Source organism: Methyloversatilis sp. NSM2 (assembly GCF_038066675.1).
Taxonomy (GTDB): Bacteria; Pseudomonadota; Gammaproteobacteria; order Burkholderiales; family Rhodocyclaceae; genus Methyloversatilis; species Methyloversatilis discipulorum_A.
Window position 1 is genome coordinate 39,123 of sequence record NZ_JBBUKV010000010.1, and the last position, 13,084, is coordinate 52,206.

A 13,084-nucleotide genomic window follows, 5' to 3' on the forward strand; every position below is an offset into this window, starting at 1 on the left:
GACGGAGCGTCTGATGCGTCGTGTGCTGCGTACGCTGAAGTGGCTGCTCGCCGGTGCGGTACTGCTGGTGCTCGCCTACCAGCTGTGGGTGTTCGGCCATCTGCTTTGGTGGACACAGTTCAATCCGTCGCAGACCCGCTTCATGTCGCTGCGCCTCGATGAAATGCGGGAGCGCAAGCCGGACGCGCAGCTGCGCCACCAGTGGGTGCCGTACGAGCGCATCTCGGTGCACCTGAAGCGCGCCGTCATCGCCGCCGAGGACGACGCTTTCGTCGATCACGAGGGCTTCGACTGGGAAGGCATCCAGAAGGCGATGGAAAAGAACCGCAAGAAGGGCCGCGCGGTGGCCGGCGGTTCGACCATCAGCCAGCAGCTGGCGAAGAACCTCTTCCTCAGCCCCAGCCGCAGCTATGTGCGCAAGGCGCAGGAAGCCGCCATCACCTTCATGATGGAGGCGGTGATGGACAAGCGGCGCATCCTGGAAATCTATCTGAACGTGGTCGAGTGGGGCGACGGCGTGTTTGGCGCCGAGGCGGCGGCGCAGCGCTACTACCGCATCCCGGCGGCGAAGCTGGGCCCCGAGCAGGCGGCGCGGCTGGCCGTCATGCTGCCCAACCCGCGCAAGTACGAAAAGACCTTCGGCCCGCGGCTGGCCGCGCACGCGGCGCGCATCGCCGGGCGCATGCATTATTCGCAGGTGCCTTGAGGCCCGCTCAGCGCATGCCCGGCGCCAGCCACAGCGGCGCTTCGTCCATCACCGCGATCTGTTCGCGCAGTTCGAGGATGCGCGCCTCCCAGTAGCGCGGCGTATCGAACCACGGGAAGGCCGCCGGGAAGGCCGGGTCCTGCCAGCGGCGGGCGATCCAGCCGCTGTGGTGGATCAGCCGCAGCGTGCGCAGCGCTTCGATCAGATGCAGTTCGCGCAGATCGAAGTCGCAGAATTCCTCGTAGCCGGCCAGCACGTCGCCCAGCTGGCGCGCGCGGTCGGCGCGGTCGCCCGACAGCAGCATCCACAGATCCTGGATGGCCGGCGCCATCCGGCTGTCGTCGAAATCGACGAAGTGCGGCCCCTGGCCATCGACCCACAGCATGTTGCCGACGTGGCAGTCGCCGTGCGTGCGGATGCGCGTCACCTCGCCGGCGCGTTCGAACGCGGCGCGCACACCGTCAAGCGCCTGCGCGACCACGCCGCGATACACCTTCTCCAGTTCGGGGGGTACGAATCCGCCATCGAGCACATAGGCGGCCGGCTCGTCGCCGAAACTGGCAATGTCCAGCGTGGGCCGGTGCAGATAAGGCTTCACCGCACCGAGCGCGTGGATGCGGCCCATGAAGCGGCCTATCCATTCCAGCGTGTCGCTGCGGTCCAGCTCCGGCGCCCGGCCGCCGCGGCGCGGAAACACGGCGAACCGGTAGCCGGCATGCCGGGCCAGCGTGCCGCCGCCCGGCAGTTCCAGCGGCGCAACGACCGGAATTTCATGCTCGGCCAGCTCGCGGCAGAAAGCGTGTTCTTCGGCGATCGCTTCGTCGCTCCAGCGCGCCGGCCGGTAGAACTTGGCGATCACCGGCGGACCGTCGTCCACACCGACCTGATAGACGCGGTTCTCGAAACTGTTCAGCGCCAGCAGGCGGCCATCGACCACGAAACCGGCCGCTTCGAGTGCATCGAGCACGGTGTCCGGGTTCAGATCGGCGTAGGGCTGCTGGGTGGTGAGGTCGCTCATCAGGTGGAAAAATCCTTCAAACGCGATACCCTAGCGTGTTTTTCGCCGCTTCTGGCATCTGTCGTGGCTTATCAGGTCAAGGAAATCTTCTACACGCTGCAGGGCGAGGGGCTGAACGCCGGTCGCGCCGCCGTGTTCTGCCGCTTCGCCGGCTGCAACCTGTGGAGCGGTCGCGAACAGGATCGCGCGACCGCGCAGTGCCGCTTCTGCGACACCGACTTCGTCGGCACCGACGGCACGCTGGGCGGCCGCTACGAAGCCGACGCCCTGGCCGATGCCATCGCCGCGAGCTGGACCGGCGCCGGCGGCGCCCGCTTCGTCGTGCTGACCGGCGGCGAACCGCTGCTGCAGGTCGATGCCCCGCTGATCGACGCACTGCACGCACGCGGATTCGAGATCGCGGTCGAAACCAATGGCACGCTGACCGCACCGGCCGGACTGGACTGGATCTGCGTCAGCCCGAAGGCCGGTAACGCGGTGGTGCAGCGCCGCGGTCAGGAACTGAAAGTGGTCGTGCCGCAGGACGGCCTCGATCTCGCCGCGATGGAAGGCTGGGATTTCGAGCACTTCCTGGTGCAGCCGATGGACAATGCCGCGGCGGCCGACAACGCCCGCTGGGCGATCGAATGGTGCATGCAGCACCCGCGCTGGCGGCTCAGCTTCCAGACGCACAAGGCGGTCGGCATACGCTGACCGTCGCAGATTCCGGGGCGGCGCGCACTGCATGACGTGGCCGCCCCTTTTTGAAGTATCGATGGACGTATCGAGATGGTTGTTGAACTGAGCCAGCGCTTCTTCTTCGAAGCCGCCCACACCCTGCGCCGCAAGGTGGAAACCGAATCCAGCCTGCGCATCCACGGCCATACCTATCACGCCGAGGTGACGCTGCGCGGCGAGCCGGACCCGGCCAGCGGCATGCTGCTCGATCTGGCGGTGTTCCGCGCCGCACTGGCCGAAGTCCGGGAGAAACTGGACCACCGCTTCCTCGACGAGGTCGAGGGCATCGGCCCAGCCACGCTGGAGAACCTCTGCCACTACCTGTGGCGGCAGCTCGCCCCGCAGCTGCCTCAGCTGGCGCGCGTGACGGTCGAGCGCCAGGCTTCGGGCGACAAATGCACGCTGAGTGCGTGTTGAGCTGACGCGCGCGTGCATCGTCGGCCGATGAACGCGGGCACGGGCAAGCGCGCACGCACTGCGCTGGCCTGTCTCGTACTGCTCGGCACCCCCGCAGCCCAGGCTCAGGCCCCCTCGTTCGACACCGTGCGCGACAGCTGGCGCTCGTCGGAAGCGCGTCTGCTCGACCGCTACGGCCAGCCGCTCGCCGAGGTGCGCGTCGATTTCGACGAGCGCCGGCTCGACTGGGTCGGCGCGCGCACGCTGTCGCCACCGCTGGTGCGCGCGCTGCTGGTGGCCGAGGACAAGCGCTTTCTCGAACATTCGGGCGTCGACTGGACGGCGCTCGCCGGCGCCACCTGGGACAATCTGTGGCGCACGCTGGAAGGGCGCCGTCCGCGCGGCGCATCGACGCTGACGATGCAGCTGGCCGGCCTGATCGATCCGGCGCTGCGCCTGCAGGGCACGCGCCGCAGCGTCGGCCAGAAATGGGACCAGGCCGCCGCCGCGCGCGAAATCGAGCGCCGCTGGAACAAGGCGCAGATCCTCGAAGCGTATTTCAACCTCGCCCCCTTCCGCGGCGAACTGCGCGGCATTTCGGCCGCCACCCGCGGCCTGTTCGGTAAGGATCCGGACGCGGTCGATGCGCGCGAGGCGCTGCTGCTGGCGGCGCTGCTGCGCGGCCCGAACGCACCGGCCGAGCGGGTTGCGCAGCGTGCCTGCGCGGTGGCGCTGAAGCTGAAACCGGCGCCCGCCTGCGCCGAACTGCGTACCCTCGCCAATCAGGTTCTCACCCAGCGCTACCGGCTGGAACCGCGCTGGACCGAAGCACAGCCGCTAGCCCGCCGCCTGCTGCGCGAGCCGGGCGAGCAGCGCGCCACCACGCTCGACGCACGGCTGCAGCGGCGCACGCTGGACGCGCTCGGCCGCGAGCGCGCCGACGTCGCCGTCGTGGTACTCGACAACGCGAGCGGCGAAGCGCTGGTATGGGCCGGCGGTCCGGACGACACCGACGCTGCGGTGCGCCGCCTCCCGGCCGGCAGCACGCTGCATGCGTTCGCCTACGGACTGGCCCTCGAGCAACGCTGGATCAGCGCCGCGTCGGTGTTCGACGACAGCCCGAACTTCGTCACCCGGGCGCTGCCGCCCGGCCTGCAGGGCAGCGGCCAGCCGCTCAGCACACGGGCGGCGCTGACGCAGGCGGCCGAGATTCCGGCGCTGCGCGTGCGCGCGCTGATCGGCGACGACGCGCTGACCGCCACGCTGCGTGCGCACGGCATCGACGCGTCGGCGACCAACGGCAGCCGTGCCAGCCTGCCCGAGATGGCCAACGCCTTCCGCACGCTGGCCAACGACGGCATCTGGACGCCGTGGGCGCTGGAGGCGGCGCAATGGCGCGGCGTGGATCGCAGCGGCAAGCGACTGTGGGCGTCGCCGGTGGCGTGGCTGGTCGGCGACCTGCTGTCCACACGCACGACGCCGGACGCGCACGACTGGCACGCGGTGATGCACGGGCGCTCGAGCGACCGCGCGACGCACTGGTCGGTCGGCTGGACGCGCCGCTACACGATCGCGCTGCGCGCGGCGCGACCGGTGGCGGCCACCTGGCTGTCGGTCGCCGCGGCCATCGACCCGATTCCGGCCGAAGCGGCCCCGCCGCCGCCCGGACTCGAAGGCGTGCGCCTGCGTTTCGAACCGGAAATCGAAGCCGAACGGGAAGAGTATTTCCTGCCCGGCATGCAGCAGGCCTTCGCCGACGCGACCGTGCGCGACCTGTTCGGCCGGCCGCGCATCGTGCAGCCGACGACAGGCGTCAAACTGGTCAGCGCCAGCCTGCCGGCCGGCCGCCAGGCCATGCTGCTGGAGGCTCGACCCGGCTGGCCGGGCCTGCAGTGGGTGATCAACGACGAGCGCCTGCCGGCGATCGAGGGGCGCGCGCTGTGGAGCCCGCGCCCCGGCCGTCACCGGCTGGCGCTGGAAGACGCGCACGGCCTGCAGCTGCAGTCAATCGAATTCGAGGTACGGCTCGACGCCGCACCCGAAACCTTCAATGGCGGGCCGGCGCCTCGTACACCACCTGGCCCGACACCAGCGTCGCGCTGACACGGCCCGGCAGCTCGCGGCCCAGATAGGGCGTGTTCTTACCCTGGCTGCGCAACGATTCGCGACTGATGCGCACCGGCGCCTCCGGATCGAAGATGCACACGTCGGCCGCACCGCCGACCCGCAGGTGGCCGGCGTTCAGACCGAGCACGCGTGCGGCGTCGGCCGTGATGCGCGCCAGCGCAACCTTGAGCGGCAGCCGCATTTCGCGCGCCCAGGCCAGCGTCAGCGGCAGCAGCAGTTCGAGGCCGGTGGTGCCCGGCTCGGCTTCGGCGAAGGGCACCTGCTTGGCGTCGTCGTCGACCGGCGTGTGGTCCGAACACAGCGCGTCGATACGGCCGTCGGCCAGCGCTGCGCGCAGTGCCTCGCGGTCGAACTGCGCACGCAGCGGCGGCACCGTGCGGCACTGCGGATCGAAATAGCCGATGTCGACATCGCACAGGTGCAGCGCGTGGATGGCCACGTCGCAGCTCACCTGCATGTCGTCGAGTCGTGCCTGGTCGATCAGCATCAGCCCGGCACGACTGGAAATGCGCGCCAGATGCAGCTTGCATCCGGTGGCGCGCGCCAGCTGCAGCATCTGGCCGATGGCCAGCGTTTCCGCCAGCACCGGAATGCCGGTCAGACCCAGCCGCGCCGCCACTTCGCCTTCGTGCGCAACACCGCCGGCCGCCAGATGCATGTCGGTCGGCTGCAGCCACACCGTGTAGCCGAAGGTGGCCGCGTACTGCATCGCGCGGAACAGCACCTGGGTGTCGGCCACCGGAACGTTGGCCTGCGAGAAAGCGATGCAGCCGGCATCGTGCAGTTCGCCCATCTCGGTCAGACGTTCGCCCTTGAGGCCGGCGGTCAGCGCACCGTGCGGATAGACGTGGGCGAGATTCAGCATGCGCGCGCGGTGCTTCAGCATTTCGACCAGGCCGGGCTCGTCGAGCACCGGATCGGTGTCCGGCGGGCAGGCCAGACTGGTGACGCCACCGGCGACTGCGGCCGCGACTTCCGACTCCAGCGTCGCGCGGTATTCGAGGCCGGGCTCGCGCAGCCGCGCGCTGAGCTCGATCAGACCCGGTGCGACGACCAGACCGCTGGCGTCGATGACGCGGTTGGCGTGAAAGCCGTCGGGCGCAGCGCCCAGCGCCACCACCTTGCCGGCGGCGATGTAGACGTCGGTCGGTGCGTCGATGTCCTGCGCCGGATCGATCAGCCGGCCGCCCTTGATGTGGATCTTCATGCGTTTCCTCCGGCCAGCATGGCCATCACTGCCATGCGCACCGCAATGCCGAAGGTGACCTGCGGCAGGATGACCGCCTGGCGACCGTCGGCCACCGCCGAGTCGATCTCGACGCCGCGGTTCATCGGCCCCGGGTGCAGCACGATGGCATCGGGCTTGGCCACGGCGAGCTTGTCCTCGGTCAGGCCGAAGAACTTGAAATACTCCTGTGCGCTGGGCAGCAGCGAACCCTGCATGCGTTCGTTCTGCAGGCGCAGCATCATCACCACGTCGACGCCGCGCAGGCCTTCGCGCATGTCGTTGAAGACGCGACAGCCGAGCCGTTCGATGTCGTGCGGCAGCAGCGTCTTCGGCGCGATGGCGCGCAGATCGGGCACGCCCAGCGTCGTCAGCGCGTGGATCTGGCTGCGCGCCACGCGCGAATGCAGGATGTCGCCGACGATGGCCACCGACAGCTGCGTGAAGTCACGCTTGTAGTGGCGGATGGTGTACATGTCGAGCAGACCCTGCGTCGGGTGCGCGTGGCGTCCGTCGCCAGCGTTGACGACGTGGATGTGGTCGCGCCCGGTCGCTTCGAGGTGCTGCGCGATCAGGTAGGGCGCGCCGCTGGAAGCATGGCGCACGACGAACATGTCGGCCTGCATGGCCGCCAGGTTGTCCACCGTGTCGAGCAGGGTTTCGCCCTTGTTGGTCGAGCTGGTCGCGATGTTCAGGTTGATCACGTCGGCCGACAGGCGCTTGGCGGCGATTTCGAACGTGGTGCGCGTGCGTGTGCTGTTCTCGAAGAACAGGTTGAACACGCTCTTGCCGCGCAGCAGCGGTACCTTCTTCACCTCGCGTTCGGCGACACCGGCGAAGGGCTCGGCGGTGTCGAGGATGCGGGTGATCACGTCGCGCGGCAGGCCCTCGGTGGTGAGCAGGTGCTGCAGCTCGCCGTTCTTGTTCAGTTGCGGATTGCGGGCCATGGTCACTCCTGCTCCTGCAGCAGACGCAGCGCCAGCCGCTCGCCGTCCTGCGCCAGCTTCACCCGCGTGCCTTCGGCCAGGTCGAGCCGCGTCGCGCAGTAGGTTGGCGCCACCGGCAGCTGACGGCCGCCGCGGTCGATCAGCACCGCCAGTTCGACCTTGGCCGGGCGGCCGTAGTCGAACAGCTCGTTCAGTGCGGCGCGTATCGTGCGGCCGGTGTGCAGCACGTCGTCGACCAGGATGAGGTGCCGCCCCTCGACGTCGAAGGGCAGGGCGGACGAACGCGTGTCGCGCGACAGCCCGCGCTGGGCGTAGTCGTCGCGGTAGAAGCTCACGTCGAGCGAGCCGGCCGGCTGGGTCAGGCCGAGCAGCGCATGCAGGCGCTGCGCCAGCCATACGCCACCGGTGTGCAGGCCGACCAGCGCGGTGTCCGGCGTGACATGGAGGCGCATCTGCGCCGCCAGGTCGGCCAGCAGTTGTTCTGCGTCAGGCAGTGACATCGAAATAGTCCTTCAGGATGAGCTGGGCCGCGTGTGCGTCCAGGTGCTTCTTGCGTTCCCGCCAGTCCCGCTGTCCGCCGTCGCGCAGCTGCGTGTCGGCCTCGGCCGAGGTAAAGCGTTCGTCCTGCAGCGCGACCGGCAGCCGGTAGCGGCCTTCGAGCTGGCGGGCGAAGCGTTGAGCGCGGGCAGTCATGTCGTGCGCCTCGCCGTCCGGCGACAGCGGCAGACCGACCACCAGCAATGCGGGTTTCCATTCGTCGAGCAGGCGGCCGATCGCCGCCCAGCGGGCGTCGTTGGTTTCGGCATCGAAGGTGGTCAGTGCGGAGGCGCTGCGCAGTTCGCATTCACCGACGGCGACGCCGATGCGCTTTTCGCCGAAATCGAAAGCCAGCACGGTGCCGCGCGCGGGCAGCGCGACCGGCTCAGGCATGCCCGGCCACGTCGGACAGCGACGCGAAGTCGACGCCGAGCAGCTGCATCGCGGCGATCAGGCGCTCTTCCGGCGGCAGGCCGAAGATGATTTCGGGGTCGGCGCGCACCGTGAGCCAGGCGTTCTGCGCCAGTTCCCACTCGATCTGGCCGGCCTGCCAGCCGGCGTAACCGAGCGTGACCAGCACGTCGTCCGGCTCGTTGTCGTGGCCGAGCGACTGCAGCACGTCGCGCGACGAGGTCAGCGCGAGGCCGTTGCCGACATCGATGCTGGACTGCCAGTCGCCGACCGGACGATGCAGCACGAAGCCGCGGTCGGTCTGCACCGGACCGCCGAAATACACCGGCTGGCCCTGGAAGCGCGGCGATTCGAGCGACATGTCGATGCGCTCGAACAGGTCTTCGAGCGACATGTCGATCGGCCGGTTGACGATGACACCGAGCGCGCCCTGTTCGTTGTGTTCGCACACCAGCGTCAGCGTGCGTGCGAAATTCTTGTCCGCCATGGCGGGCATGGCGATCAGGAAATGGCCGGTCAGGTCGACCGAAGGGGTCATGGCGTGTGCGGACATGGGATGATTTTATCCGTGTTGGACGCCGGCCGCGAACCGCGGCGCGACATCACGCTCAAAGCGCCGACTTTCTGACGGAAATCCCGCATGCCCGACCGTCCTTCATCCCGCCTGGTGTGGTTCCGCCGCGACCTGCGCATCGACGACCACGCCGCCCTCTACGACGCGCTGCGCGCCGGCGGCCCGGTGTGGTGCGTGTTCGTATTCGACACCGACATCCTCGACGAACTGCTGGCCGAAGGCCTGAGCGCCGACCGCCGGGTCGAGTTCATCCATGCCTCGGTCACCGAGCTGGACGCTGCGCTGCGCGCGCTCGGAGGCGGGCTCATCGTGCGCCACGGCCGCGCCCGCGAGGTCGTCCCGCAACTGGCGCGTGAACTGGGCGTGGCAGGCGTGGTCGCCAACCGCGACTACGAACCCGCCGCATTTGCGCGCGACCGCGCGGTGCACGACGCGCTGGCGCGCGACGGCATCGCCTTCGACACGTTCAAGGACCAGGTCGTCTTCGAGTGCGACGAGGTGCTGACCCAGGGCGGCAAGCCGTTCTCGGTGTTCACGCCGTACAAGAACGCGTGGCTGAAGAAGCTGACGCCCTTCCATCTGAAGGCCTATCCGGTGCGCACCTACGCGGACGCGCTGGCGGCGGTGGCGGCAGGCGACATTCCGTCACTGGCCGACATGGGTTTCCGGTCGACCAATCTGGCGACGCTGAAGCTGCCGGCAGGCATGTCCGGCGCCGACACGCTGTTCGACGCCTTCCTCGACCGCATCGACCGTTACAAGGTGCTGCGCGACTTTCCGGCCGCCAAGGGCCCGAGCTATCTGTCGGTGCATCTGCGTTTCGGCACGATATCGATCCGCCGGCTGGCGCGCGAAGCGCACGCGCGCGGCGGCGCTGGCGCCGAAACCTGGCTGTCGGAACTGATCTGGCGCGATTTCTACTTCCAGATCCTGTGGCACAACCCGCATGTGGTCGGCGCCAGCTTCCGGCCGGAATATGATGCGGTACGCTGGGTAGACGACGAGGAGAAGTTCCGCGCCTGGTGCGAAGGCCGCACCGGCTATCCGCTGGTGGACGCGGCGCAGCGCCAGCTGGCGCAGACCGGCTACATGCACAACCGGCTGCGCATGGTGAGCGCCTCCTTCCTGACCAAGGACCTGGGCATTGACTGGCGCCGCGGCGAACACTGGTTCGCCCGCCAGCTCAACGATTTCGACCTGGCGGCCAACAACGGTGGCTGGCAGTGGGCCGCCTCGACCGGCTGCGACGCCCAGCCCTGGTTCCGCATCTTCAATCCGGTCACGCAGTCGGAAAAGTTCGACGCCGACGGCCAGTTCATCCGCCGCTACTGCCCGGAACTGGCGAAATTCGACAGGAAGCGCATCCACGCGCCCTGGCTGGCGACGCCGCTGGAACAGAAGATGGCCGGCTGCGTGATCGGCAGCGACTACCCGGCACCCATCGTCGATCATGCCGCCGCGCGCGAGGCGACGCTGGCGCGCTTCAAGGTGGTGAAGGGGGCAGGCGAGGCGCTGGAGGGTTGATCAGCGCTGCTCGAACACGTCGCGGTAACTGGCGTACATCGCACCGAAGGTGACCGGCAGCAACAACAGCCAGCCCAGCATGGCGGGGATCGAGGCCAGCACGGCCAGCACGACGTAGAGCAGCGCGAACACGACGAAGGCCGGCGCGTTGCGCAGGCTGGCGACGAAGCTGGAGCGCATCGCATCCAGCGCCTTCATGTCGTGGAACACGACCAGGGCCGGTGCGAACCAGACCGCCATCAGCACCGGCGCCATCAGCATGACGGCAATGATGAGCATGGCCGGAATGGCCGCCATCAGCACCGCCAGACCCGCCACCGCGGCAACGCCGGCCAGACCGGCACTGATCGCCGACAACAGCACGACCAGCATGCCGATGGCGAGCGAAGCCAGCAGATACCAGCCGCCCAGCGCCAGCAACGGATTGATGCGCTCGCCGAAACCCGCCCACAGATGGGCGACGCCGAAGGGCTCGCCGCGCGACAGCGCACGACAGCCGGTCATCAGTCCGCCCACCGTCACCATCGCCAGCAGCGTGGCGGCGATCATGCCGAACAGCGGCACCAGATTCAGCACCACGACGGCGATCACCCACAGCAGCGTGATCACCACCCAGACGCCGGGCGCGGCCATAAAGGCCTGCCAGCCCTGGCGCAGCCACTCGACGCCCTGGCCGGCCGCCACGCTGCGCGAATCGGGTTCCGCCGCGCCGGGCGGCGTTGGGCCACTATCCGGCGGCGGAGCGGCTTCGAAGGGATTGCGGTCGTCGGTCGTCATGGCTGCATCATTCCACAAGCTGGCACCGTGTTCACAGCGGCGTCGCAGGCTGTGGCGTCCAATCCACACTCCGTCACGATGTACCGGGCCGTGTCGGGCTGCGCGCTGCGCCGCGGCGCTTTCGCACTACACTCGAACTATCCAGTCATGTCGCAGGACCGGGAGGTCGCCATGAATATCCGCACCCTGTTCGCACTGTCCGCGCTGCTCGCCTCGCCCATCGCACTGGGTGGCGGCAGCGGTCACGTACCGGTGTCGCCGATCGGCGGCAATCCATACGGCCAGGGCATCGGCGCCAGCCCCGGCGGCATGATAGGACAGCACCCGCGCGAGCTGATCCGGCCCAACGCGCGCAGCCGCACAACCGACGTCTACCCGACCTTGCGCGGCACCCAGATCCGGGACTACTCCAGACCCGGCGTACGCATCGAGGAAGATGCGTACGGTACCAGCGTCTATCCGACCATGCCCTACAGCAACGTCCGCGACTACGACAGACCGGGCTGGCGCATCGAACGGCGCGAGTGATCGTCACGAAAGGTCGCGGGCACCGACGGACATCCCCCCGCGCCGGCCTCGCCGGCGCACGGTAGACAACGATGAACGAACTGCCCAAACACCAGCTCACCATGACGGTGCTGATGACGCCCGACATGGCCAACTTTTCCGGCAATGTGCATGGCGGCGCCCTGCTCAAGCTGCTCGACCAGGTCGCCTACGCCTGCGCGGCGCGCTACGCGCAGTCCTACGTGGTGACGCTGTCGGTCGACCAGGTCATCTTCCGCTGCCCCATCCACGTCGGCGAGCTGGTCACCTTCTTCGCCTCGGTCAACTACACCGGCACCACGTCGATGGAAGTCGGCGTCAAGGTGGTGACCGAGAACATCCGCGAACACACGACGCGCCACACCAACACCTGCTACCTGACCATGGTGGCGATGGACGCCGACCGCCGGCCCTGCCCGGTGCCGACGCTGATACCGTCGACGCCGGATGAGCAGAGGCGCCACACCGCCGCTCAGGTGCGGCGCCAGCTGCGCAGGGAATTCGATGCCCGCTTCGAGGAACTGATGCAGGAAGAACAGGCCAAGGCGGGCCGCGGCGCGTAGCAAGCCCGGCAGGCGGAAGCGCCTGCCGCAGTGCGTCATACTGTGCACCGAGTCCACCCGGAGCGCGCTGCATGATCGACTACGAGCACGACATTTCGGCCATCGACGCCGACCTGATCCGCCACGGCATGGCGGCCATCCACCTCGTCCGCGCCGGCGACCAGGCGGCGCTGGTCGATTGTGGCACCGGCCATTCGCTGCGCAATGTACAGGCCGCGCTGGCGCAGAAGGGCATCGCGCCGGAAGCGCTGCGCTACATCATCCTGACCCACGTGCACCTGGACCACGCCAGCGGCGCCGGCGCGGCGATGCGTGCCTTCCCGAACGCGCAGCTGGTGGTGCACCCGCGGGGCGCGCGTCACATGATCGACCCGTCGAAGCTGATCGCCGGCGCCACCGCGGTCTATGGCGAACAGGCGATGGCCGAGATGTACGGCGACATCCTGCCGGTCGACGCAGCGCGCGTGATCGAGACGCACGACGGTTTCGTGCTCGACTTCAACGGCCGCCGGCTCGAGTTCGTCGACACGCCGGGGCACGCGAAGCACCACCACTGCATCTGGGACGCGCAGTCGAAAAGCTGGTTCACCGGCGACACCTTCGGTCTGGCCTATCCGGAATGCACGGTCGATGGCCGCGCCTTCGTGTTCCCGACCACCTCGCCGGTGCAGTTCGACCCGGTCGCGATGCGCGCGTCGGTCGAACGCCTGCTGTCACGGCAGCCGGAAGCGATGTTCCTGACCCACTACGGCAAGGTGAGCGGCGTGCCGGCCCTCGGGCGTGCGCTGCTGTCGCGCATCGACGCCCACGTGGCGATCGCGAAAGCGGCGGCCAGTGCCGGCGACGGCCGCAAGCAGGCCCTGCTGGCGGCGCTGACCGCCTATCTGATGGACGAACTGCGTGCCCACGGCAGCCGGCTCACGCACGAGCAGGCGGTCGATGTATGGGGACTGGACATCGAACTGAACGCGCAGGGCCTGGAGGTGTGGCTGGACGGCGCGGTGGCCTAGGACAGG

At 68.8% G+C, this 13,084-nt stretch carries 15 protein-coding genes; 8 read left to right on the plus strand and 7 right to left on the minus strand.

Annotated features, from left to right (window positions below; translation table 11 throughout):
- The first annotated feature begins 13 nt into the window (after nucleotides 1–13).
- The gene (gene mtgA / locus WJU27_RS16190; RefSeq protein WP_341422746.1) at nucleotides 14–706 is read left to right on the plus strand and encodes a monofunctional biosynthetic peptidoglycan transglycosylase; all 693 of its coding nucleotides are present in this window, start codon (nucleotides 14–16) and stop codon (nucleotides 704–706) included.
- A gap of 7 nt (nucleotides 707–713) precedes the next feature.
- Here mtgA and WJU27_RS16195 read toward each other — a convergent pair whose 3' ends face one another.
- On the minus strand, nucleotides 714–1,724 hold the full coding sequence (locus WJU27_RS16195; RefSeq protein WP_020162928.1) for a serine/threonine protein kinase: 1,011 nt from the start codon (nucleotides 1,722–1,724) through the stop codon (nucleotides 714–716).
- Between the two features lie 63 nt (nucleotides 1,725–1,787).
- Here WJU27_RS16195 and queE point away from each other — a divergent pair, with 63 nt between their 5' ends.
- From queE to WJU27_RS16210, 3 genes are all read left to right on the plus strand, one after another.
- Entirely contained in the window at nucleotides 1,788–2,417 is a 630-nt protein-coding gene (gene queE / locus WJU27_RS16200) for a 7-carboxy-7-deazaguanine synthase (RefSeq protein WP_296807686.1), read from the plus strand.
- Between the two features lie 75 nt (nucleotides 2,418–2,492).
- On the plus strand, nucleotides 2,493–2,858 hold the full coding sequence (locus WJU27_RS16205) for a 6-pyruvoyl trahydropterin synthase family protein (RefSeq protein ID WP_020162926.1): 366 nt from the start codon (nucleotides 2,493–2,495) through the stop codon (nucleotides 2,856–2,858).
- Between the two features lie 27 nt (nucleotides 2,859–2,885).
- Entirely contained in the window at nucleotides 2,886–4,940 is a 2,055-nt protein-coding gene (locus WJU27_RS16210) for a transglycosylase domain-containing protein (protein ID WP_341422747.1), read from the plus strand.
- Here WJU27_RS16210 and WJU27_RS16215 read toward each other — a convergent pair.
- Genes WJU27_RS16215 through WJU27_RS16235 form a run of 5 tightly spaced genes read right to left on the minus strand, consistent with a single transcriptional unit; the run spans nucleotide 4,885 to nucleotide 8,637 of the window.
- Nucleotides 4,885–6,171, minus strand: coding sequence for a dihydroorotase (locus tag WJU27_RS16215; RefSeq protein WP_341422748.1), 1,287 nt, complete (start codon nucleotides 6,169–6,171; stop codon nucleotides 4,885–4,887). The two genes, WJU27_RS16210 and WJU27_RS16215, sit on opposite strands and share 56 nt — an antisense overlap.
- On the minus strand, nucleotides 6,168–7,136 hold the full coding sequence (locus WJU27_RS16220; protein WP_341422749.1) for an aspartate carbamoyltransferase catalytic subunit: 969 nt from the start codon (nucleotides 7,134–7,136) through the stop codon (nucleotides 6,168–6,170). Before WJU27_RS16220 ends, WJU27_RS16215 begins: the two co-directional genes overlap by 4 nt.
- A 2-nt stretch (nucleotides 7,137–7,138) precedes the next feature.
- Nucleotides 7,139–7,636, minus strand: a complete 498-nt coding sequence (pyrR, locus tag WJU27_RS16225) for a bifunctional pyr operon transcriptional regulator/uracil phosphoribosyltransferase PyrR (RefSeq protein WP_341422750.1) — start codon at nucleotides 7,634–7,636, stop codon at nucleotides 7,139–7,141.
- Nucleotides 7,623–8,066 (minus strand): Holliday junction resolvase RuvX, encoded by a 444-nt coding sequence (gene ruvX / locus WJU27_RS16230; RefSeq protein ID WP_341422751.1) that lies wholly within the window; start codon nucleotides 8,064–8,066, stop codon nucleotides 7,623–7,625. The genes pyrR and ruvX overlap by 14 nt, the downstream gene beginning before the upstream one ends.
- The gene (locus WJU27_RS16235) at nucleotides 8,059–8,637 is read right to left on the minus strand and encodes a YqgE/AlgH family protein (protein ID WP_020162921.1); all 579 of its coding nucleotides are present in this window, start codon (nucleotides 8,635–8,637) and stop codon (nucleotides 8,059–8,061) included. Before WJU27_RS16235 ends, ruvX begins: the two co-directional genes overlap by 8 nt.
- A gap of 87 nt (nucleotides 8,638–8,724) precedes the next feature.
- On the opposite strand from WJU27_RS16235, the gene WJU27_RS16240 reads away from it, so the two are divergent.
- Nucleotides 8,725–10,182, plus strand: coding sequence for a cryptochrome/photolyase family protein (locus WJU27_RS16240; RefSeq protein ID WP_341422752.1), 1,458 nt, complete (start codon nucleotides 8,725–8,727; stop codon nucleotides 10,180–10,182).
- On the opposite strand, the gene WJU27_RS16245 is transcribed toward WJU27_RS16240, so the two are convergent.
- Nucleotides 10,183–10,959 carry a BPSS1780 family membrane protein gene (locus WJU27_RS16245; RefSeq protein ID WP_341422753.1) on the minus strand — a complete coding sequence of 259 codons (777 nt, stop codon included), beginning with the start codon at nucleotides 10,957–10,959 and terminating at the stop codon, nucleotides 10,183–10,185. It lies immediately after the preceding gene.
- A 171-nt stretch (nucleotides 10,960–11,130) separates the two neighbouring features.
- Between WJU27_RS16245 and WJU27_RS16250 the strand changes: the two genes are divergently transcribed.
- The 3 genes from WJU27_RS16250 to WJU27_RS16260 all read left to right on the plus strand — a co-directional run bounded on the left by WJU27_RS16250 (nucleotide 11,131) and on the right by WJU27_RS16260 (nucleotide 13,078).
- Nucleotides 11,131–11,487 (plus strand): hypothetical protein, encoded by a 357-nt coding sequence (locus WJU27_RS16250; RefSeq protein WP_029143462.1) that lies wholly within the window; start codon nucleotides 11,131–11,133, stop codon nucleotides 11,485–11,487.
- 71 nt (nucleotides 11,488–11,558) lie between these two features.
- Nucleotides 11,559–12,068 carry an acyl-CoA thioesterase gene (locus WJU27_RS16255; RefSeq protein WP_020162917.1) on the plus strand — a complete coding sequence of 170 codons (510 nt, stop codon included), beginning with the start codon at nucleotides 11,559–11,561 and terminating at the stop codon, nucleotides 12,066–12,068.
- A 71-nt stretch (nucleotides 12,069–12,139) separates the two neighbouring features.
- Nucleotides 12,140–13,078 (plus strand): MBL fold metallo-hydrolase, encoded by a 939-nt coding sequence (locus tag WJU27_RS16260; protein ID WP_341422754.1) that lies wholly within the window; start codon nucleotides 12,140–12,142, stop codon nucleotides 13,076–13,078.
- Nucleotides 13,079–13,084: the final 6 nt, after the last annotated feature.